Raw genomic sequence first — 20227 nt, 5'->3', positions numbered from 1 at the left:
CTGCCGCGCCTTTTTTTTATCCGTGCGGCGCGCAGACGCCTCAAACCGCCAATCGGGTGTTGTCTGACGCGGCCGTTTCCGCTAAGATTCCCGCCTTTCCTGAGGGAGCACAGGCTTCGGAGTACGGTTCATGAAGACCTACAGCGCAAAGCCCGCAGACGTACAGCGCGACTGGTACGTGGTAGACGCCAACGGCAAGACCCTGGGCCGTCTGGCCAGCGAAGTCGCCTATCGCCTGCGTGGTAAACACAAGCCCGAATACACCCCCCACGTCGACACCGGCGACTACATCGTCGTGGTCAACGCCGAGAAGATCGCCGTGACGGGGAACAAGGCCAGTGACAAGATGTACCATCAGCACACTGGCTACATCGGCAACATGAAGAGCATCAGCTTCGAGAAGCTGATCGACAAGGCGCCTGAGCGCGTGATCGAGAAGGCCGTCAAGGGCATGCTGCCCAAGAACCGGCTGGGTCGCGCGATGATCAAAAAGCTCAAGGTCTACGCCGGCGGCGAACATCGGCATGCTGCCCAGCAGCCGCAGCCGCTCGATATCTGATTGGATCAGGAACGGTAAACGTCATGGCGGAACAGCAGTATTACGGCACCGGTCGTCGCAAGACCTCCAGCGCCCGGGTCTTCTTGCGCCCCGGCAGCGGAGACATTAAAGTAAACGGGCGCTCGCTGGACGAGTACTTCGGTCGCGAGACGGCGCGCATGATCGTCCGTCAGCCGCTGGAGTTGGTCGACGCCACCGAGCAGTTCGACGTGCAGGTGACCGTTGCGGGCGGCGGCCCCAGCGGCCAGGCCGGCGCCATCCGTCACGGCATCACCCGCGCCCTCGTCCAGTACGATGAGGCGCTCAAGCAGCCGCTGAGCAAGGCAGGCTACGTCACCCGTGACGCCCGTATGGTCGAGCGTAAGAAGATCGGCCTGCACAAGGCGCGCCGCGCCACTCAGTTCAGCAAGCGCTGATCGGCTGTATCCGGGTCGCTCCGGCGGCCCCGCCCGGTACGCCGGGCCCGCTTTATTGGGGGATCGTCTAGCGGTAGGACTACGGACTCTGACTCCGTCAACCCAGGTTCGAATCCTGGTCCCCCAGCCAACAAGGGGCTCCATCCCACGGGATGGGGCCCTTTTATTTTAGTGATAGCCCCATCCTCGCAAGGGCCGAAGGCTTTCCCCGTCATCGCAAGGGCCGAAGGCTTTCCCCCCGTCATCGCGAGGGCCGAAGGCCCGTGGCGATCCAGAGGGGTAGACTGCCACGTCGGCTTCGCCTCCTCGCAGTGACGGTGGGGGCCACCACCCCCGTCATCGCGAGGAGCGTAGCGACGCGGCGATCCACACCCCGGCATGGACTGCCACGCCCCTTCGGGGCTCGCAGTGACGGTGGGGGCCACCACCCCCGTCATCGCGAGGAGCGTAGCGACGCGGCGATCCACACCCTGGCGTGGACTGCCACGCCCCTTCGGGGCTCGCAGTGACGGTGGGGGCCACCACCCCCGTCATCGCGAGGAGCGCAGCGACGCGGCGATCCACACCCCGGCGTGGGCTGCCACGCCCCTTCGGGGCTCGCAGTGACGGTGGGGGCCACCACCCCTGTCATCGCGAGGAGCGCAGCGACGCGGCGATCCACACCCCGGTATGGACTGCCACGCCCCTTCGGGGCTCGCAGTGACGGTGGGGGCCACCACCCCCGTCATCGCGAGGAGCGCAGCGACGCGGCGATCCACACCCCGGCGTGGACTGCCACGCCCCTTCGGGGCTCGCAGTGACGGTGGGGGCCACCACCCCCGTCATCGCGAGGAGCGCAGCGACGCGGCGATCCACACCCCGGCGTGGGCTGCCACGCCCCTTCGGGGCTCGCAGTGACGGTGGGGGCCACCACCCCTGTCATCGCGAGGAGCGCAGCGACGCGGCGATCCACACCCCGGTATGGACTGCCACGCCCCTTCGGGGCTCGCAGTGACGGTGGGGGCCACCACCCCCGTCATCGCGAGGAGCGCAGCGACGCGGCGATCCACACCCCGGCGTGGACTGCCACGCCCCTTCGGGGCTCGCAGTGACGGTGGGGGCCACCACCCCCGTCATCGCGAGGAGCGCAGCGACGCGGCGATCCACACCCCGGTATGGACTGCCACGCCCCTTCGGGGCTCGCAGTGACGGTGGGGGCCACCACCCCCGTCATCGCGAGGAGCGTAGCGACGCGGCGATCCACACCCTGGCGTGGACTGCCACGCCCCTGCGGGGCTCGCAGTGACGGTGGGGGCCACCACCCCCGTCATCGCGAGGAGCGCAGCGACGCGGCGATCCACACCCCGGTATGGACTGCCACGCCCCTTCGGGGCTCGCAGTGACGGTGGGGGCCACCACCCCCGTCATCGCGAGGAGCGCAGCGACGCGGCGATCCACACCCCGGCGTGGGCTGCCACGCCCCTTCGGGGCTCGCAGTGACGGATGATGGGTCGGGGGCTCGCAGTGACGGTGGGGGCGCCCCCATCCCCGTCATCGCGCGCCCTTCGCGGCACCCTTAATCCCCGGCGAGCCCCCGGTAGACATCGAACCGGGTGCTGCGCCCGGGCAGTTGCCAGTCCGGTGCCTTGCCGGCCAGTGGGGCGGCCCGCCCGGGGCGTTTGACCACCACCCGGGCGGTGGCGCTGGCGCGGGCGAGCGCGAGCAGGGCGACCTCGTCCACCGGGGCCAGGCCCGGCCAGTCGGGCAGCTCCCGCAGCGCCTGCAGGTCCTTGCGGACCGCGCCGCGCGTGCTTCCGGCCGGGTACATCGGGTCGAGACAAATCACCTCGGGCCGTTCCGCCGGGGTCAGCTCGGCCAGCCACTGCAGGCTGTCCGCCTCCACCAGGTGCAGGCGGGCGGCCAGCTCGGGATGGCTGCGTCGCGCCCGGCGCAGGCCGTCGGCCAGCAGTGCGGCGATCACCGGGTGGCGCTCTATCAGGGTGACCCGTGCGCCGAGGGCGGCCAGTACCATGGCGTCCCGACCGAGGCCGGCGGTGGCGTCGACGATGCGCAGCGACCGCCCCCCGCGCAGCCCGCAGGCCCGGGCCAGCGTCTCCCGTTTCAGGCTGGCCTGGCGCAGGCGCTGGCCTTGCCGGCCCTCGTCCAGGCTCACCCGTATCGGGCCGGGCGCGTTCGACCCACTGCTGCGCAGGGCCAGGCCGTTGCGGCTATGGTGTAGAAAGAGGGCGGGCGTCTCGGGGGGCTCGGTGAGCAGCGGCAGGTCGAGCCGGTGGGCCAGGGCGGCGGCGGCTGCCGGCTCGTCGGGGTCGCTCAGGACGCCCCGTAATGGCCGGTGGTTGCGGTTGATCATTGACAGCGGGCTCCCGGTTTCTTGTCGCTGCGCCGGCCACTACAGTACTATGCGCGAACGCTTTTGGAAGCGCTGCCCAAAAACCGGCGGCGCCCAGCCCTGGGAGGTGCATGCATGGCGAACAATAAACCCACGGAGCCCGGCGCTCTGGAAACGTCCGAACTCTCGGAAGCGCTGTCGGAGATCGCAACCACCAGCCAGAAGCTGGTCAACGACTTCCTGGCCAAGGAGCAGACCGAGCACCACATCTCGGTGGAGGATGCTCTGGCCATGAGCAAGCCGTTCCAGGAGTGGGCCGCCCGTGCGATGGCCGACCCGGTGCGCCTCTGGCAGTCGCAGATGGCCTTCTGGCAGGACTATGCGACTCTCATGCAGAACTCCGCGCTGCGCTTCTGGGGGTTCCAGTCCGACCCCGTGGTCAGCCCGTCCAAGGGGGACCGGCGGTTCAAGAGCGAACACTGGGAGGACAACCCGCTGTTCGACTTTATCAAGCAGTCTTACCTGCTGAGCGCCGACTACCTGCACCGCACGGTGAAGGAGACCGAGGGCCTGGACGACCGCACCGCGCAGAAGGTCGATTTCTACACCCGCGCCTTCATCGACGCCATGTCGCCCACCAACTTCGTGGCGACCAACCCCGAGGTGCTGGAGAAGACCCTGGAAACCCGGGGTGAGAACCTGATCAAGGGCCTCAAGAACATGCTTGAGGACCTGTCCCGGGGCGGTGGCAAGCTGAACATCCGTATGACCGACCTGGACGCCTTCGAGGTGGGCGAGAACGTCGCCACCACGCCGGGCAAGGTGGTCTACCAGAACGACCTGATCCAGCTGATCCAGTACCAGCCGCAGACCGAGAAGGTCCACAAGCGGCCCATGCTGCTGACGCCGGCCTGGATCAACAAGTACTACATCATGGACCTGTCGCCCAAGAACTCCATGGTCAAGTGGCTGCTGGAGCAGGGCCACCAGGTGTTCATGATCTCGTGGAAAAACCCCACGGAGAAGGAGGCGGACAAGACCTTCGAGGACTACATGCTTGAAGGGCCGCTGGCGGCCATGGATGCGGTCAACGAGATCACCGGCAGCCGGGAGTTGAGCTGCGTGGGCTACTGCCTGGGCGGCACCCTGCTGGCCTGCACCCTGGCCTACCTGGCCGCCAAGGGCGACGACCGCGTGAAGGCCGCCACCTTCCTGACCTGCATGCTCGATTTCGAGTATCCGGGGGAGCTGGAGGTGTTCATCGACGAGGAGCAGATCCAGATGCTCGAGCGCAAGATGGGCGCCAAGGGCTATCTGGAGGGCCAGCAGATGGCCACCACCTTCAACATGCTGCGTGCCAACGACCTGATCTGGTCGTTCTTCGTCAACAACTACCTGAAGGGTGACGAGCCGTTCCCCTTCGACCTGCTCTACTGGAACTCCGACGCCACCAACATGCCGGCGAAGATGCACAGCTTCTATCTTCGCAACATGTACCAGAAGAACCTGCTCAAGCAGCCCGGTGGCATCACCCTGGCCGGCGAACCCATCGATCTGTCCCAGATTAAGGTGCCCGCCTACTTCATGTCGGCCAAGGAGGACCACATCGCCCCTTGGAAGAGCACCCTCCGCGGTCCGCAGTTGCTTTCCGGGCCCACTAAGTATGTGCTGGGCGGCTCCGGCCACATCGCCGGGGTCATCAACCCGCCGTCGCGGAATAAATACGGCTACTGGACCTCCACCAAGAAGACGGTGGATCAGGACGAGTGGCTGGAGAGCGCCAAGCACTTTGAGGGGTCCTGGTGGAACGACTGGGGCAAGTGGCTGGCCCATAAGGGCGGTGCCAAGGTCGAGGCGCCGCAGCAGTTGGGCAGCGAGCAGCACCCGCCTATCGAGGACGCCCCCGGCAGCTACGTCAAGGAGCGTCACGACGACCCGAAATGAGCGCTCGGGGCTGGCCGGCGGCTTACGCCGCCGGCCCTGTCGGGGCGGATCGTCCCGTCATCGTGAGCCCCCCGCCCCGCTGCGCGGGCGCGAATCAGCGAGGAACGGGGCACCCCCGTCATCGCGAGCCCCCCTCCCCGCTGCGCGGGCGCGAATCAACGAGGAACGGGGCACCCCCGGTCATCGCGAGGGCCGAAGGCTTTCTCCCCGTCATCGCGAGGGCCGAAGGCCCGTGGCGATCCAGAGGGGTAGACTGCCGCGTCGGCTTCGCCTCCTCGCAGTGACGGTGGGGGTGGGTCCGCGTTCGCAGTGAGGGTAGGGGGCGCCCGCAGCGTCTGGCCAAGTTCATCAAGAGGGCCGAAGGCTTCCTCCCCGTCATCGCGAGGGCCGAAGGCTTCCTCCCCGTCATCGCGAGGGCCGAAGGCTTTCCCCTCGTCATCGCGAGGGCCGAAGGCCCGTGGCGATCCAGGGCGGTAGACTGCCACGTCGGCTTCGCCTCCTCGCAGTGACGGTGGGGGCCTCACCCCCGTCATCGCGAGGAGCGAAGCGACGCGGCGATCCACAGCCCTAAGGGCCGCCTGCCAACGTGTTCGGTTCGGGGGCACTAATGGGGCGGAGCGGGAGCGGGGTCAGGCGCGTTCGTTGAGCAGGGTGCCCAGCAGTTCGTCGGCGGCCTGGACCACCCGCACCGAGGCCTCGCCCTGGCGCTGGTAGCTGAGCGATTGCACCAGGGCGGTGTTGATGTCCTCGGCACCGTCGGCCGTCCGGGCGGTCTCCCGGGCCACGGCCAGGGCGCTGCGCTCCAGGCCGGACTGCGCGGCGTAGACGCCCTGCAGGCCGCTGTTGAAGGCGTTGTTGATGTCCATGGCCACCTCCGGCGGTAATACCCTGTACCCTCCCAGGTTAGCACAAAGCTGTCCTCGTCATTGACAACTGCTATACTGCCCCGTTTTTCACCGGAGGGATAAGCAGGATGAGCGAGTCGCAGCCGTTGGTGGGCGTCATCATGGGCAGTCGCTCGGACTGGGAGACCATGTCGGAGGCCTGCCAGGTTCTGGACGACTTCCAGGTGCCTTATGAGGCCCGGATTGTGTCCGCGCACCGCACCCCGGAGTTGATGCGTGACTATGCGCACCAGGCCGAGGAGCGTGGCCTGAAGGCGATTATCGCCGGTGCCGGCGGCGCCGCCCACCTGCCGGGCATGGTGGCGGCCATGACCACCGTGCCGGTGCTGGGCGTGCCGGTACAGAGCCGCGCGCTGAAGGGGTTGGACTCGCTGCTCTCCATTGTGCAGATGCCGGGCGGCGTGCCAGTGGCTACTCTGGCCATCGGCAGCGCCGGGGCACGCAATGCCGGCCTGCTGGCCTGCAGTATCCTGGCCAACGAGGATGCCGGCCTGCGCGAGCGGTTGCGTGCCTTCCGCGAGCGCCAGGCACAAAAGGTTCTGGAGGACGAGCTGCCGCAATGAGCAAGATACTGTTGCCGGGGGCCACCCTGGGGGTGCTGGGCAACGGCCAGTTGGGCCGGATGTTCGCCCTGGCCGCGCGTCGCATGGGCTATCGGGTGGCGTGCTTCGGCCCGGGCCGGGACAGTCCCGCCGGACAGGTCTGCGACATCGAGGTGACCGCCGACTACCGCGATGAGCAGGCCCTGCGTGACTTTGCCCGCCGGGTGGATGGGGTCACCTTTGAGTTCGAGAATGTGCCGGCCGAGGCCGGTGATCTGCTGGCCGGGTACGTCCCGGTCCGCCCCCACCATACGGTGCTGCACGTGGCCCAGAACCGTTGGCGGGAAAAGACTTGGCTGAGCGAGCAGGGCTTTCCGGTGGGGGCCTTTGCCACCGTGGAGCGGGAGGAGGAACTGGCTGCCGCCCTCGAACGGGTGGGCACGCCCGCGGTGCTGAAGACCGCCGGCTTTGGCTATGACGGCAAAGGCCAAGCGTTGATTCGGGAGCCTTCCGAGGCCGCCTGGGCGTGGGCGGCGATCGGGGGGCAGGCGGCGGTGCTGGAGGCCTTCGTGGATTTCCACATGGAGGTCTCGATGGTGGCCGCCCGCGGCTTGGACGGCAGCTTCACCCACTACGGCGTGCTGGAGAACCGCCACCGTGATCACATCCTCGATCTCACCCTGCCGGAGGCCCCGCTGGGGCCGCAGCTTCGTGAGCAGGCGGAGGATGTCACCCGCGGCATCCTCGAGGCGCTGGATGTGGTCGGGGTGCTCTGCGTGGAGTTTTTTGTCGCCAGTGACGGACGGCTGCTGGTCAATGAGCTGGCCCCGCGCCCCCATAACTCCGGCCACCTGACCTTCGATGCGGCGATGACCAGCCAGTTTGAGCAGCAGGTGCGCGCCCTTTGCGGGCTGCCCTTGGGGGACAGCCGATTGCTGCGGCCGGCGGCCATGGTGAACTTGCTGGGGGATCTCTGGGGCGATGGCGAGCCGGATTGGGCCGCGGCGCTCAAGGACCCGGAGGTCAAGCTCCACCTCTACGGCAAGGCCGAGGCCAAGCCGGGGCGGAAGATGGGCCACGTCACTGCCTTCGGTGAGGACCGCGATGACGCGGCGCGGCGGGCCCTGAGCGCCCGTGAGCGGCTGCAAGCGGGCGCCGGAGGCTGAGAGCGCCACCGCCTGGGGCGCCCGCAGCCGGCGCCTGGCGCCCTCAGCCGGTTTCCCGACTGGGGGCGGGGGCCTCGTCCGCCTCGACGCTGGCGCGCAGCGCCTGCAGCTTGCGCCGTGTCAGTGCCTTGAAGCGCGGCGTGAGCCCGGCATCCTCGTAGATGGGGTCGCCCTGTTCGTCCTCGGCGATCACCCGCTGGCCCTGGACGTACGGGAAGGTGGCCTCAAGTTCATCCAGCGCCGCGCTGAGCAGGTCGGTGATCAGGTCCTCCTCGGAGCGCCCCGGATACATCTCCGCCAGTGCCGCCAGCTTGGCGGCGTCAGCCAGGGGCAGGCGCACCGCGTACTCGTGGGGGGTGCGGCGCTCGCCGGCCGTCTCTTCCCAGCTTTCGACCAACTCCTTCAATTGCATAACGTTCCCCGAATCTGCTGATGGACTCTCGTGTCGGCGGTCCCGTATGGGGCAGTGCCCGCCTCCCTCTATTATGGCTGTCGGGCGCGGTGTTGTGGACTAGTCGTCGCCTTTATCGCCCGGGTGGGGGCTCGGCGCACCGGGGCCTTCGTCGAAGCCATTGGCCACCAGGCGGCTGAGGGCGGCCAGCGCCTCCTCGGCCTGGTCCCCCTCGGCCTCCACCAGGATCTGGCTGCCGCAGCCGGCGGCCAGCATCATCAGCCCCATCACGCTTTTGCCATCCACCGTGCGTTGACCGCGGGTGACCCGGATTTGGCACGGGAACTCTGCGGCCAGGGCGGAAAATTTGCCGGCGGCACGGGCATGCAGCCCGAGTGTGTTCACGATGTCCATTGCCTGGCTGGCCACGGCGGTGGGTCCTTGGTTGGGTTGCGGGTGTTCCTCGGATTGGCAATTCAACGGTTGAGCTCCCTGTGACGTACGCTGATGGCATCCATGCCGGTTGCAAAGCGCCCGGCCAGTTGCTCGGCCAGGTAGACCGAGCGGTGCTGCCCCCCGGTACAGCCGATGGCCACGGTGACGTAACTGCGCGCCGCCTTCCGGAAGGCGGGCAGCCAGGTGGCGATCAGCGCCTCGATCTGCCCGGTCAGCTCCGCCACCTCGGGCTGAGCCTCCAGGTAGTGCTGGACCGGGGCGTCCAGTCCGGTCAGCGGCCGCAGCCGCGGCTCCCAGTGGGGGTTGGGCAGGCAGCGGGCGTCAAAGACGTAGTCGGCATCCGGCGGGATGCCGTGCTTGTAGCCGAACGACTGGAACAGCAGCGACAGCCGCCCGGGGTCGTGCTCGATCCGCTCGCGGACCAGGTCGCGAAGCTGGTGCACGTTGGTGTTGCTGGTATCCAGGGTGAGGTCGGCGCGCGCCCGCAGTGGTGCCAGCAGAGCCTCCTCGCGGGCGATGGCGTCGGCCAGCGCGGCGTCACCGTCGCTGAGCGGGTGGCGCCGGCGGGTCTCACTGAACCGGGTGATCAGGGTCTCGCGGCTGGCAAATAGAAAGAGCACCTCGCTGTTCAGGCCCAGTGCCTGCAGCTCGTCCAGGATCGCCGGGATGCGGTCCAGGTCCTCCGGGCGGTTGCGGGCGTCGATACCCACGGCGTAGCGGCCGCCGCCGGCGGGGCAGGTGTCATTGACGTGTCGGGCGAAGGCGCTGAGCAACCCAATGGGCAGGTTGTCGATGCAGTACCAGCCCTGGTCCTCGAGCGTGTGCAGGGCCACGCTCTTCCCCGACCCGGACAGGCCGCTGATGATGATCAACCGGATGCTCTTCATGAAGATGGTGCTCCGCCCACCGACCGCCGCTCGGGGCGGTCGGTGTTAGCCGGCCGTTTCGCTGCCCTGCCACTCCGATAGCAGCCGGTGCAGGCGTGTGGGGTCTGTGGTGGCGCGAAGCTGTTCGCACAGGCCGCTGTCGCTGAACATCTCCGCCAGGTCGGCGAGGATCTGCAGATGCTCGTCGGTGAAGTGCTCGGGGACCACCAGCGCAAACAGCAGATCCACCGGCTCCCGGTCGAAGGCGTCGAAGTCCACCCCCTGGTCGAGGCGGATCATGGCACCCCGCGCCTGCTCGATGCCCTCCATGCGGGCGTGGGGCAGGGCAACGCCGTGGCCCAGGCCGGTGCTGCCCAGCCGTTCCCGCGCCACCAGCCGGTCGAAGACCTGGGTGGAGGCCAGTGTGGTGTCATCCGCAGTCAGCAGGTCGCTGAGTTGTTCCAGCACGCGCTTCTTGCTGCTGACCTCGGCGTCGCAACGGATGCGGTCCGGAGTGATGAGTTCGGCGATTTTCATGGTGTCGTTCAGCCCGGGGCCGGTGACCGCGACGGCGGTCACCGGCCGATGGTTGAGTGTCTACTCCGCGGCCCCTGCGCCCGCTCCCGCCTTCTGAGCAGCCCCCTCGCGGCGGTGGTGGTCGGTGACCTTCTCCTTGTGCTTGACCAATTGGCGGTCAAGCTTGTCGATCATGCCGTCGATGGCGGCGTACATGTCTTCGTCGGTGGTCTCCGCGTGCAGCCGGTTGCCGCTGATCAGCAGATTGGCCTCGGCCTTCTGCCGGAGTTTTTCCACCGAGAGGATCACGTGGCTGTCCACCACGTTATCGAAATGGCGCTCCAGGCGCTGGAATTTCTCCCGTACATAGGCCTTCAGGGCATCCGTGACATCCACGTGGTGACCGGTGATCTGTATTTGCATGCCGCCTCCTTTCAACGTTGCGATTCAGGCCAGTCGCTTGCGCTCTGACGAGGACGCGATGGCCATAGCCTCACGATACTTGGCTACGGTCCGTCTTGCCACGTTTATGCCCTCCTCCTGGAGGATATTGGCAATACGACTGTCACTGAGTGGTTTGGTGGGGTTCTCATCGGCGATCAGACGCCGGATGCGGGCACGGATGGCGGTGGCGGAGCACTCGCCGCCGTCCACCGTCTGCACATGGCTGGAGAAGAAGTACTTGAACTCCAGGGTGCCCCGCGGGGTGTGCATGTACTTGCGGGTGGTGATCCGGGAGATGGTGGACTCGTGCATGTCCACCGCCTCGGCCACCTCGCGCAGGACCAACGGCTGCATGGCCTCTTCGCCGTGGTCGAAGTAGCCCTGCTGGCGCTCGACGATGCAGCGGGCGACCTTGAGCAGGGTGTCGTTGCGGCTAAGCAGGCTCTTGATGAACCAGCGCGCCTCCTGCAGGTGGTTGCGCAGGGTGGTGTTGTCGCTGCTGTTGTCGGCGCGTTTGATCAGGCTGGCGTAATAGCTGTTGACCCGCAGCCGGGGGGCGGTCGCGGGATTGAGCTCCACCTGCCAGCGGCCGTCGCTGCGCCGGACCACCACGTCGGGGACCACGTACTGGGTCTCGTCGCCACCGATTTGCGAGCCCGGCCGCGGATCGAGGGTCTGGATCAGGCCCAGGACCTCGCGAAGCTGGTCCTGATTGAGCTTCATGCGCCGACAGAGTTGGGCGTACTGGCGCTGTACCAGCATGTCCAGGTGCAGATCCACCAGGCGCCGGGCCTCGGGCAGCAGTGGGGTGTCCGGCGGCAGCTGCTCGAGCTGGATGAGCAGCGCCTCACGCGGATCGCGGGCGGCCACGCCCACCGGGTCGAAGTGCTGGATGCGCCGGAGCACCGCCTCGACCTCATCGGGCTCCACGGCCCACTCCGCCGGCAGGGCGGAGATCAACTCCTCGATGCCGGCGCCCAGGTAGCCGTCGTCGCGCACGGAGTCGATGATGACCTGTGCGATGGCCGCGTCCCGATCGGTGAAGGGGGTGAGCTCCGCCTGCCAGGTCAGGTGGTCGTGCAGGGTTTCACCGCCACCGGAGCGGTTGGCGTAGGGGTCGCGGTCCTCGTCCTCGCTGTCCGGCTGGCTCCAGGGGGTGCTGCCGTCGTAGATGTCATCCCAATTGGAGTCCAGCGGCAGGTCCTCGGGGATGTCGGCCTGCTCCTGGGCGGCGGTCTCCTCGCCCGCGGTCCCGGCCTCGGTGGCCTCCTCGGTGCTGGCCTCGTCCCCGCGCTCGCCCTCCGTGTCCTGGGTCTCGCCCTCTTCGGTGCGCTGTTCGGTCTCCTGCTGGTCCTCTTCGGCGAGTTCCAGCATGACGTTGGACTCGAGCTGCTGCTGGATCTCCATCTGCAGATCCAGGGTGGAGAGCTGCAGCAGGCGGATGGCCTGTTGCAGCTGTGGCGTCATAGTGAGTTGCTGCCCGAGTCGAAGTTGCAGCGATTGTTTCATGACCGTTGCCAAAGGGGGTGCCCCCCATCCGGTTCTTTTGAAGTGTGAATGCGATGTCTTGTCATGGATCTCTTTAATCGTCGCCGCCCGATGGCGTCGGAAGCGACCCGTCACGCGGGTCTGGATGCCCCTAGTTTACAGCGGAATGGCGCCTATAGCCGAAAATGCTCGCCCAGGTAGACCTCGCGCACCGCCTGGTTGGCGAGGACCTCCTCCGCGCTGCCGCGGGCGATGACCCGGCCCTGGCTGAGGATGTAGGCCCGTTCCACGATGCCCAGGGTCTCACGGACGTTGTGATCGGTGATCAGTACACCGATGCCGCGCTCGGTGAGCTGCCGGATGATGTGCTGAATATCGACCACCGAGATGGGGTCGACGCCGGCGAAGGGCTCGTCGAGCAGGATAAACTGCGGGTTGGCGGCCAGGGCCCGGGCGATCTCCACCCGCCGGCGCTCGCCGCCGGAGAGGCTGATGCCGGACTGGTCTGCCAGGTGCGGCACATGGAATTCGTCCAGGAGTTGTTGTAGCTGCTCCCTTCGGGCCCGACGGTCCAGGTCCGGTCGGGTCTCCAGGATGGCCATGATGTTCTGGGCCACGGTCATCTTGCGAAAGACCGAGGCCTCCTGGGGCAGGTAGCCGATGCCCTTGCGGGCGCGGGCGTGCATCGGCAGGGCAGTGATGTCCTCGCCGTTGAGCAGGATCTGACCGCCATCGGCCCGCACCAGGCCCACCACCATGTAGAAGCAGGTGGTCTTGCCGGCGCCGTTGGGCCCCAGCAGGCCGACGATCTCACCGGCATCCACGGTGAGTGAGGCCTCCTCGACCACGGTGCGGCCGCGATAGCGCTTGACCAGCGATTTGGCCTCCAGGCGGCTCATTCCTCGTCCCGCTCCTCCGCCGGGTAGAAGATGGTGCGGGTGCGCCGGTCCTCCCGGCCCTCGACCACTGCCTCCTGGGTCTCCAGATTGACGCGGATCTCGTCGCCGGACATGCGGTTCTCCCGCTGCCAGAGTTCGGCCCCTCCGGACAGGTGCAGGCGCTGCGGCCCGCGACTGTGGTACTCCATGCGCGGGGCTTCGGCATGCACCGTGTCGGTTTGCCCCGGGGGCAGTTGCTCGTAGGTGGCCGGGCCGCCCGCCACCTCCACCCGGTCCAGAACGCGGCGCCCCTCCACGTCGCGGGTGTGCACAACCATGCGATCGCCGGTGATGACCAGGCTGCCCTGGGTCAACACGACAGCGCCGGTGTAGGTGCTGATGCCGCGGACGTTGTCGATCTCGGCGCGGTCGGCCTCCAGATCAATGGGCCGGTCGCGGTCGGGGGTACGGGCTTGCCCCCCGGTGGCCAGCAGCAGACAGAGCAGGCCGGCCAGCAAGGTGGCGGCGCGGTTATGGCAGTTCATGGTGTCCTCTGACCTCGGATTGCAATTCGATCCTTTGCTGGTCCAGCCAAGCTCGGGCCCCCACGCCCTCGGTGTAGGAGGTGTCCTGGCGTAGCACGGCGTGCGCCTCTGTCTCCACCCGGTCGTCACCGGGGTAGAACCACAGCTCGCGGGTCTCCAGTTCCAGCGGCCGGTTGACGGCGCTCTCGGGTCGCCAGAACCGGACCTCCTCGTGCAGCAGGACCCGCTGGCCTTGGTCCCACGCGCTGCCCCGGGGCGCGCTACCGTACCAATTGGCGCCGGCCTCGGCGAACATCTCCACCTCCGGCCGGGCGAAGGACCAGACCCCGCGTTCGGGAAAGTGGTAGAGGTCGTCCGCGCTCAGTCGGTACTGCCAGCGGCCCGTCGCGTCCGCAGCGTGGATGGTGAACCCCTCCATGAAGTAGTCGGCCCGCTCGCGCGTGGGGATCTCCGGGTCGGGGGGCGGCTCGCGGTCGGGACGATCGGCGATCAGCCAGGCGACGCCGATCAACAGGCCCACGGCGATGAGGGTGAACAGCCGGGGGGGGTTAATCCGCGTCTTCATGGGCCTGAAGCAGGGCGTCGAGTTCGCCGCGGGCGGCGAGGATGAGTTCGCACAGCTCGCGCACCGCGCCACGGCCGCCCGGCCGCCGGGTCTGCCAATGGCAGTGCCGGGTGAGCAGCGGATGGCCGTCGGCCACGGTCACGGCCAGGCCGCAGCGGCGCAGGGCGGGCAGGTCCTGCAGGTCGTCGCCCATGTAGGCGCAGGCCTCGGCGGGGATGCCCAGCCCGGACTGCAGCCGCTCGAGATCGATTCCCTTGCGCCCGGAGCCCTGGATGAGCTGTTGGATCCCCAGCTCCGCCGCCCGCCGTTCCAGGATCGGGGAGCGGCGGGCGGTGAGCAATGCCACCTCCACGCCGGACTGCTGCAGCAGCCGGATGCCCTTGCCGTCGTGGATGTGGAAGCCCTTGCACAGCTCGCCGTCGTGGCCCATATAAACGCTGCCGTCGGTGAGCACGCCGTCCACGTCGAGCACCAGCAGGCGCACCCCGGCGGCGCGGGCGAGCACCGCGTCGGTGACCTGGCCGTGGTAGCCGGGGCGGATCTCCGGATTCGCGTTCATGGCATCACTTTACACGACACCGGCGCGCAACAGGTCGTGCATGTTGAGGGCACCGAGCAGCCGCTGGCCGTCATCGGTGACCAGCAGGGCGTTGATGCGGTGGCTTTCCATCAGCTCCAGGGCCTCGGCGGCCAGCGCGTCCGGGCGTACCGTGCGCCCGCCCCGGGTCATCACCTCGCCCACCCGCAGCCGATGGATGTCCAGGCCCTGGTCCAGGCAGCGGCGCAGGTCGCCGTCGGTGAACACGCCCAGGATACGGTCGTCGCCGTCAACGATGGCGGTCATGCCCAGGCCCTTGCGGGTGATCTCCAGCAGGGCCTCGGCCAGCGGTGTGTCCTCGCCCACCCGCGGGATGCGCGTCCCGGTGTGCATCACGTCCTCCACCAGCAGCAGCAGGCGCCGGCCCAGGCGGCCGCCGGGGTGGGAGCGGGCGAAATCGTCGGCGGTGAAGCCGCGGGCCTCCAGCAGGGCGATGGCCAGGGCGTCGCCCATGGCCAGCGACGCCGTGGTGCTGGCGGTGGGGGCCAGGCCCAGCGGGCAGGCCTCCTGGGCGACACTGACATCCAGGTGATCATCGGCGGCGCGGGCCAGGGTGGAGTCGGGGTTCCCGGTGAGCGCGATCAGGGGCACGTGCAGGCGCCGGATCAGCGGCAGGATGGTGGTGATCTCGTTGGTCTCGCCGGAGTTGGACAGGGCCAGCACCACGTCGTCGCGGGTGATCATGCCCAGGTCGCCGTGGCTGGCCTCGCCCGGATGCACGAAGAAGGCCGGGGTGCCGGTGCTGGCGAGGGTGGCGGCGATCTTGCCGGCGATGTGGCCGGACTTGCCCATGCCGGTGACCACCACCCGGCCGCGGCAGGCCAGCATGTGGCGGCAGGCGCGGACGAAGGTGGCGTCCACCCGCTCGGTCAGGGTGCGCACGGCATCGGCCTCCAGCTCGAGCACGGCCTGGCCCAGTGCCCGGAAGCGCTCGTCGCTGGCCGGTTCTCCGGGCTGGCGGCGCTGGCGCTCCACCAGGGTCTTTTGGGCGTTCATTAGCAGTCCTCCGCGGGGCGTGCGTCTTGCGCTTACGGCCCCAGATTGTCCAGGCCCAGCCAGACCAGCCAGGCCACCCAAAGCAGCACCAGGAAGGCCCCGGCGGCCCGGCCCACGTGGCCGCGTTGGCGCAGGCCATGGCTGAGCAGGAAGAAGATCAGGGTGATGCCGGCCATGGTGGCATAATCCCGGCTCAGGATGCCGGGCTCCAGGGCCACCGGGCGCAGCGTGGCGGCCAGGCCGAGTACGCCGAGCAGGTTAAATATATTGGAGCCGATGATATTGCCGATGGCAATATCGCCCTGGCTGCGGCGGGCGGCTGCGAGGCAGGTGGCCAGCTCGGGCAGGCTGGTGCCCACCGCAACCAGGGTCAACCCCACCACGGTCTCGGCCACCCCGGCCCGCTCCGCCAGGCCGGTGGCGGCCCAGACGGCGGTCTGGGCGCTGATCAGCAGCACCACCAAGCCGAGCAGCAGCCAGAGCAGGGCACGGGGCAGCCGGGTGGGGGCGTCTTCCGGCAGGCCGTTCACCGGCGCGACCAGGGCGGCGTCAGCGCCATTTCCGTTGCTGCGGCGGATGATCCAGGCGAGCCAGGCGGTAAGCGCCACCAGCCCGGCCAGCAGCGCGATCCCCTCGGGCCGGTCCAGCCGGCCGTTGAGCATCAGCAGCCAGGTGCCGAGCATGACCAGGGCCATGGCCGGCACCTCCCGCTGCAGGATGCGGCCACGGATCAGCAGCGGGGCGAACAGCGCCGTCAGGCCCAGGATCAGGCCCATGTTGGCGATGTTGGAGCCGATGGCATTGCCCACCGCCAGGCCCGGGCTACCGGCCAGTGCCGCCAGCGCCGAGACCAGCAGCTCCGGCGCCGAGGTGCCGAAGGCGACGATGGTCAGCCCCACCAACAGCGGTGAGAGGCCCAGCAGCGCCGCCGTGGCCGAGGCCCCGAGCACGAAGCGGTCGGCGCTCCAGGCGAGCAGGGCGAAGCTGAGCCCCAATAGGATGATCTGCAGCAACATGGGCGCATTCTAATGCCAATGGGGTGCGAGGGGTGAGGGGGATGCCGACCCGGGCGGCGCTATGTTTGACCGGCGCCGGGGTTGATCGGATACTGCGGCATTCTATGGTAAAAACCCGCGGCCGTGCGGGGGCGCTTCGACGCCCCGCCATCGGGGGCGGGACGGGCAGCGGTCAAGGATGTCTCCAGTGCAGGAAACGAGTGATAAACCGGTCTTGGCCCAGGTGCGCGGACTGCATTTCAGCCGCGGTGGCCGGCCTATTTTCAATGGCGTGGATCTGGACATCCGCCAGGGCCAGGTCACGGCCATCATGGGACCGAGCGGTACCGGCAAGACCACCCTGCTGAAACTGATTGGGGGGCAGCTCCAGCCCGCCGCCGGCCAGATTACGGTGGAGGGCGAGGATGTGCACCGGCTGCGCCGCGCCGAGCTCTACCGGCTGCGCCGGCGCATGGGCATGCTGTTTCAGAGCGGGGCGCTGTTCACCGACCTGAACGTCTTTGAAAACGTGGCCTACCCCATCCGGGAGCACACCCGCCTGCCCGAGCCGCTGGTGCGGGACCTGGTCCTGATGAAGCTGGAGGCGGTGGGCCTGCGCGGTGCCCGCGGACTGATGCCGGCGGAACTCTCCGGGGGCATGGCCCGGCGCGTGGCCATGGCCCGCGCCATTGCCCTGGACCCGCACCTGGTGATGTATGACGAGCCCTTCACCGGACAGGATCCGATCACCATGGGCGTGTTGGTGGACCTCATCCGCCGGCTCAACGATGCCCTGGGGCTGACCTCGGTGGTGGTCTCCCACGATGTGGCGGAGACCCTGAGCATCGCCGACTACGCCTATGTGCTCTCCGGGGGGGAGGTGGTGGCCGAAGGCCCGCCGGAGGCGCTGCACCACAGTGATAACGCCTGGTTGCGCCAGTTCCTCGACGGGGCGCCGGACGGCCCGGTGCCCTTCCATTACCCCGGTCGCACCCTGGCTGAAGACCTGCTGGAGCGTCCGGGACGATGATTACCGCAGCCTTTCGCAACCTCGGTGCCCGCACCCTGGCTGCCCTCGGCGGCGTGGGCCGGGCCCATCTGCTCATGTTCCGCCTGCTGGCCGGGCTGCTGCGGGTGCTGGCCCAGCCGCGCTACATCATTCAGCAGCTCTACGCCGTGGGCGTGCTCTCGCTGGTGATCATCGTGGTCTCCGGGCTGTTCGTCGGCATGGTGCTGGCGCTGCAGGGCTACTACACCCTGGTGGATTTCGGCGCCGCCGAGTCGGTGGGCGTGCTGGTGGCGCTCTCGCTGCTGCGCGAGCTGGGGCCGGTGGTGACCGCGCTGCTGTTTGCCGGGCGGGCCGGGTCCTCACTCACCGCCGAGGTGGGGCTGATGAAGGCCACCGAACAGCTCTCCAGTATGGAGATGATGGCCGTGGACCCGGAGCTGCGGGTGATCGCCCCGCGTTTCCTTGCCTGCGTGGTTGCCGTGCCCCTGCTGGCGGGTATTTTCAGCCTGGTGGGGATCTACGGTGGCTATCTGGTGTCTGTAGGATTGATAGGGCTCGATGGCGGGGCGTACTGGGGCAACATGCAGTCCGCGGTGAGCTTCAGCGACGATGTGCTGAACGGGGTCATCAAGAGTGTGGTCTTCGGCATTGTGGTGGGCTGGATCGCCCTCTACAAAGGTTATGAGGCCGTGCCCACTTCCGAGGGTGTGAGCCGGGCCACCACCCACGGCGTGGTGCACGCCTCGCTGGCCGTACTGGGGCTGGACTTCCTGCTCACCGCCCTGATGTTCGACTGATAACAACCGACCGACGATCCGGGATCAATAATGCAATCGACGCGAACCATGGAGCTTTGGGTAGGGGTGTTTGTGGCCCTAGGGCTGGGAGCGATGTTCCTGCTGGCGCTGGAGGTCAGTGGCCTGGCGGAGTTCCGGGATCGCCCCAGTTACGAGGTCACCGCCCACTTCGATAACGTCGGCGGGCTGCGCGAGAAGGCGCCGGTGAACATGGCCGGGGTGCGGGTCGGCCAGGTCAAGGCCATCGAGCTGGATGCACAGAGTTACCGGGCCCGGGTCGTGTTGGGGCTGGATAGCCGTTTCGACCGGATCCCCGCCGACAGCACGGCCGCGATCTATACCTCCGGGCTGCTCGGTGAGCAATACGTGAGCCTGGATCCGGGCTGGGAGGAGGACTACCTCGCCGCCGGCGACCAGATCACCAGCACCCAGTCCGCCGTGGTGCTGGAACGCATCCTCGGGCAATTCCTCTACAGCCTGGGCGACGATTGAACGGGAGACCCATTATGCGTGTGTTCAAATCCCTATTGACGGCCCTGGTGCTGCTGGTCTGGACCCTGCCGGCCCTGGCTGACGCGCCACCGGGCCCCCGCCAGGTGGTGGAGCAGGTGACCCAGGATGTGTTGGATCTGCTGGAGGAGCAGGCCGACGAGCTGCTCGAGGATCGCGTGGCGCTGTACGAGGCCTTAGAGCCCATCGTCGGCCCCCATGTGGCGGTGGAGCGGGTGGCGGAACTGATCCTGGGGCCGCACTGGCGGCGGGCGGAGCCGGAGCTGCAGGCGCGCTTCGTCACCGCCTTCCAGCGCAGTCTGGTGCGCACCTACGGCAGCACCATCGGCGAGTACCGTGGCCTGGAGGTGCGTGTTCTCGGCGTCCGTCGCGATCCCGCCCGGGAGAACGTGGCCCAGGTGGGCATGGACATCCACACCGGCAGCGGCAGCCCGGCGCGGGTGATCTACGAGATGGAGCGCCAGGACGATGGTCATTGGCGGCTGATCAACCTCACCGCCGAGGGCATCAGCCTGGTGCAGAACTACCGCGAGGATTTCCGCAGCCGGCTGCGCGACCGCACCCTGGAGGAGGAGGTCGCCCGGATGGAGGCGCGTAACGAGGAGGCCGGGCTGGAATGAGTCGGGCCGGAGGGAAGCAGGCGCAGCTGGAATCGACCGGGGAGGCCGGGCGCTTCCAGCTCAGCGGTGATCTGAGCTTCGAGACCGTGCCCGGCCTCTGGGCCGAGGCGGAGCGCCTCTTCCGCGGCAGCGGCGATGTGGAGCTGGACTTGGGCGCGGTGGCCCGCACCGACAGCGCCGGTCTGGCCTTGCTGGTGGCCCTGACCCGCCGCGCCGCCCAGCATGACCAGGCCATCCGTTTCTGCCATTTCCCGGAACAACTGCGCGCCATGGCGCGGCTCAGCGGCCTGGCGGATTTCCTGCAGCTGGCCCCGGAGAAGGCCTAGCGCCCCGTTGCCGGCGGTCGGGGCGTCGGGTTTCTGCCTGACGGCCTGCTCGCGTTATACTGCCGGGCTTCCTGGCGGTGTGCCGCCGAACCGATAGTCCCGAACGGGGTTGGAGATATGATGGAACCGAGCGAAGTCGAGCGTCTGATAACCGACGGCCTGCAGGTGGAGAACATCTCCGTGGCGGGGGACGGGCAGCACTTCGAGGCCCGCATTGTCAGCCCGGAGTTCGCCGACAAGAGCCCGCTGCAGCGCCAGCGCCTGGTCAATGCCGTCCTCAAGGAGCACTTTGACAGCGGCCGGCTGCATGCCCTGGCCATGCAGACCCTGACTCCCGAGGAAGCCGCCCGGCAGGACACCTGAGCC

General features: G+C 68.3%; 25 protein-coding genes and 1 tRNA gene. 12 read left to right on the top strand and 14 right to left on the bottom strand.

The annotated features are described in order from the left end of the window. Positions 1-130: 130 nt before the first annotated feature. The 3 genes from rplM to MLG_RS11355 all read left to right on the top strand — a co-directional run bounded on the left by rplM (position 131) and on the right by MLG_RS11355 (position 1105). On the top strand, positions 131-559 hold the full coding sequence (gene rplM / locus MLG_RS11365; RefSeq protein WP_011629978.1) for a 50S ribosomal protein L13: 429 nt from the start codon (positions 131-133) through the stop codon (positions 557-559). A gap of 23 nt (positions 560-582) precedes the next feature. Beyond that, positions 583-975, top strand: coding sequence for a 30S ribosomal protein S9 (gene rpsI, locus MLG_RS11360; protein WP_011629977.1), 393 nt, complete (start codon positions 583-585; stop codon positions 973-975). Between the two features lie 56 nt (positions 976-1031). After that, positions 1032-1105, top strand: a tRNA-Gln gene (locus MLG_RS11355). 1425 nt (positions 1106-2530) lie between these two features. On the opposite strand, the gene MLG_RS11350 is transcribed toward MLG_RS11355, so the two are convergent. Beyond that, a complete protein-coding gene (locus tag MLG_RS11350) occupies positions 2531-3325 on the bottom strand; it encodes a class I SAM-dependent methyltransferase (RefSeq protein WP_011629976.1) in 795 nt (264 codons plus the stop codon). Positions 3326-3439: 114 nt separating this feature from the next. Between MLG_RS11350 and MLG_RS11345 the strand changes: the two genes are divergently transcribed. Further along, on the top strand, positions 3440-5248 hold the full coding sequence (locus tag MLG_RS11345; RefSeq protein ID WP_011629975.1) for a PHA/PHB synthase family protein: 1809 nt from the start codon (positions 3440-3442) through the stop codon (positions 5246-5248). Positions 5249-5877: 629 nt separating this feature from the next. On the opposite strand, the gene MLG_RS11340 is transcribed toward MLG_RS11345, so the two are convergent. Next, positions 5878-6114, bottom strand: coding sequence for a flagellar basal body rod C-terminal domain-containing protein (locus MLG_RS11340; protein WP_011629974.1), 237 nt, complete (start codon positions 6112-6114; stop codon positions 5878-5880). A 107-nt stretch (positions 6115-6221) separates the two neighbouring features. On the opposite strand from MLG_RS11340, the gene purE reads away from it, so the two are divergent. Then, positions 6222-6716 (top strand): 5-(carboxyamino)imidazole ribonucleotide mutase, encoded by a 495-nt coding sequence (gene purE, locus MLG_RS11335; RefSeq protein ID WP_011629973.1) that lies wholly within the window; start codon positions 6222-6224, stop codon positions 6714-6716. Next, the gene (locus MLG_RS11330; protein ID WP_011629972.1) at positions 6713-7861 is read left to right on the top strand and encodes a 5-(carboxyamino)imidazole ribonucleotide synthase; all 1149 of its coding nucleotides are present in this window, start codon (positions 6713-6715) and stop codon (positions 7859-7861) included. The genes purE and MLG_RS11330 overlap by 4 nt, the downstream gene beginning before the upstream one ends. A 43-nt stretch (positions 7862-7904) precedes the next feature. On the opposite strand, the gene MLG_RS11325 is transcribed toward MLG_RS11330, so the two are convergent. The 12 genes from MLG_RS11325 to MLG_RS11270 all read right to left on the bottom strand — a co-directional run bounded on the left by MLG_RS11325 (position 7905) and on the right by MLG_RS11270 (position 16620). Continuing rightward, positions 7905-8273, bottom strand: a complete 369-nt coding sequence (locus MLG_RS11325; protein WP_011629971.1) for a hypothetical protein — start codon at positions 8271-8273, stop codon at positions 7905-7907. A 99-nt stretch (positions 8274-8372) separates the two neighbouring features. Further along, on the bottom strand, positions 8373-8666 hold the full coding sequence (locus MLG_RS11320; protein WP_049753676.1) for an HPr family phosphocarrier protein: 294 nt from the start codon (positions 8664-8666) through the stop codon (positions 8373-8375). Positions 8667-8728: 62 nt separating this feature from the next. Next, the gene (gene rapZ, locus MLG_RS11315) at positions 8729-9586 is read right to left on the bottom strand and encodes an RNase adapter RapZ (protein WP_041718601.1); all 858 of its coding nucleotides are present in this window, start codon (positions 9584-9586) and stop codon (positions 8729-8731) included. A gap of 54 nt (positions 9587-9640) precedes the next feature. Further along, positions 9641-10111 carry a PTS IIA-like nitrogen regulatory protein PtsN gene (gene ptsN, locus MLG_RS11310; RefSeq protein ID WP_041718600.1) on the bottom strand — a complete coding sequence of 157 codons (471 nt, stop codon included), beginning with the start codon at positions 10109-10111 and terminating at the stop codon, positions 9641-9643. Between the two features lie 60 nt (positions 10112-10171). Further along, entirely contained in the window at positions 10172-10513 is a 342-nt protein-coding gene (hpf, locus tag MLG_RS11305; protein WP_011629967.1) for a ribosome hibernation-promoting factor, HPF/YfiA family, read from the bottom strand. A gap of 24 nt (positions 10514-10537) precedes the next feature. Continuing rightward, positions 10538-12043 carry an RNA polymerase factor sigma-54 gene (locus tag MLG_RS11300; protein WP_041718044.1) on the bottom strand — a complete coding sequence of 502 codons (1506 nt, stop codon included), beginning with the start codon at positions 12041-12043 and terminating at the stop codon, positions 10538-10540. A 152-nt stretch (positions 12044-12195) separates the two neighbouring features. After that, positions 12196-12921: an LPS export ABC transporter ATP-binding protein gene (gene lptB / locus MLG_RS11295; RefSeq protein WP_011629965.1), complete on the bottom strand. Its 726-nt coding sequence runs from the start codon at positions 12919-12921 to the stop codon at positions 12196-12198. After that, positions 12918-13445: a lipopolysaccharide transport periplasmic protein LptA gene (gene lptA / locus MLG_RS11290; protein ID WP_011629964.1), complete on the bottom strand. Its 528-nt coding sequence runs from the start codon at positions 13443-13445 to the stop codon at positions 12918-12920. The genes lptB and lptA overlap by 4 nt, the downstream gene beginning before the upstream one ends. Then, entirely contained in the window at positions 13432-14010 is a 579-nt protein-coding gene (gene lptC / locus MLG_RS11285) for an LPS export ABC transporter periplasmic protein LptC (RefSeq protein WP_011629963.1), read from the bottom strand. Before lptC ends, lptA begins: the two co-directional genes overlap by 14 nt. Next, positions 13994-14569 (bottom strand): KdsC family phosphatase, encoded by a 576-nt coding sequence (locus tag MLG_RS11280; protein ID WP_011629962.1) that lies wholly within the window; start codon positions 14567-14569, stop codon positions 13994-13996. Before MLG_RS11280 ends, lptC begins: the two co-directional genes overlap by 17 nt. Positions 14570-14578: 9 nt before the next feature. Then, positions 14579-15604, bottom strand: coding sequence for a KpsF/GutQ family sugar-phosphate isomerase (locus MLG_RS11275; RefSeq protein WP_011629961.1), 1026 nt, complete (start codon positions 15602-15604; stop codon positions 14579-14581). Between the two features lie 32 nt (positions 15605-15636). After that, a complete protein-coding gene (locus tag MLG_RS11270) occupies positions 15637-16620 on the bottom strand; it encodes a calcium/sodium antiporter (protein WP_011629960.1) in 984 nt (327 codons plus the stop codon). Positions 16621-16798: 178 nt separating this feature from the next. Between MLG_RS11270 and MLG_RS11265 the strand changes: the two genes are divergently transcribed. The 6 genes from MLG_RS11265 (at position 16799) to MLG_RS11240 (ending at position 20224) form a co-directional block, all read left to right on the top strand. After that, a complete protein-coding gene (locus MLG_RS11265) occupies positions 16799-17629 on the top strand; it encodes an ABC transporter ATP-binding protein (protein WP_011629959.1) in 831 nt (276 codons plus the stop codon). Next, the gene (gene mlaE, locus MLG_RS11260) at positions 17626-18405 is read left to right on the top strand and encodes a lipid asymmetry maintenance ABC transporter permease subunit MlaE (RefSeq protein ID WP_011629958.1); all 780 of its coding nucleotides are present in this window, start codon (positions 17626-17628) and stop codon (positions 18403-18405) included. The genes MLG_RS11265 and mlaE overlap by 4 nt, the downstream gene beginning before the upstream one ends. A gap of 30 nt (positions 18406-18435) precedes the next feature. Further along, entirely contained in the window at positions 18436-18897 is a 462-nt protein-coding gene (gene mlaD / locus MLG_RS11255; protein ID WP_011629957.1) for an outer membrane lipid asymmetry maintenance protein MlaD, read from the top strand. A 14-nt stretch (positions 18898-18911) separates the two neighbouring features. Next, positions 18912-19535 (top strand): MlaC/ttg2D family ABC transporter substrate-binding protein, encoded by a 624-nt coding sequence (locus MLG_RS11250; protein ID WP_011629956.1) that lies wholly within the window; start codon positions 18912-18914, stop codon positions 19533-19535. Then, positions 19532-19861, top strand: coding sequence for an STAS domain-containing protein (locus MLG_RS11245; RefSeq protein ID WP_011629955.1), 330 nt, complete (start codon positions 19532-19534; stop codon positions 19859-19861). The genes MLG_RS11250 and MLG_RS11245 overlap by 4 nt, the downstream gene beginning before the upstream one ends. 120 nt (positions 19862-19981) lie before the next feature. Continuing rightward, positions 19982-20224: a BolA family protein gene (locus MLG_RS11240; protein ID WP_041718043.1), complete on the top strand. Its 243-nt coding sequence runs from the start codon at positions 19982-19984 to the stop codon at positions 20222-20224. Positions 20225-20227 lie beyond the last annotated feature (3 nt).

It is taken from the genome of Alkalilimnicola ehrlichii MLHE-1 (assembly GCF_000014785.1).
GTDB lineage: Bacteria > Pseudomonadota > Gammaproteobacteria > Nitrococcales > Halorhodospiraceae > Alkalilimnicola > Alkalilimnicola ehrlichii.
The sequence above is the reverse complement of the archived record's forward strand: the minus strand, read 5'-3'. Positions and strand labels throughout refer to the sequence as shown.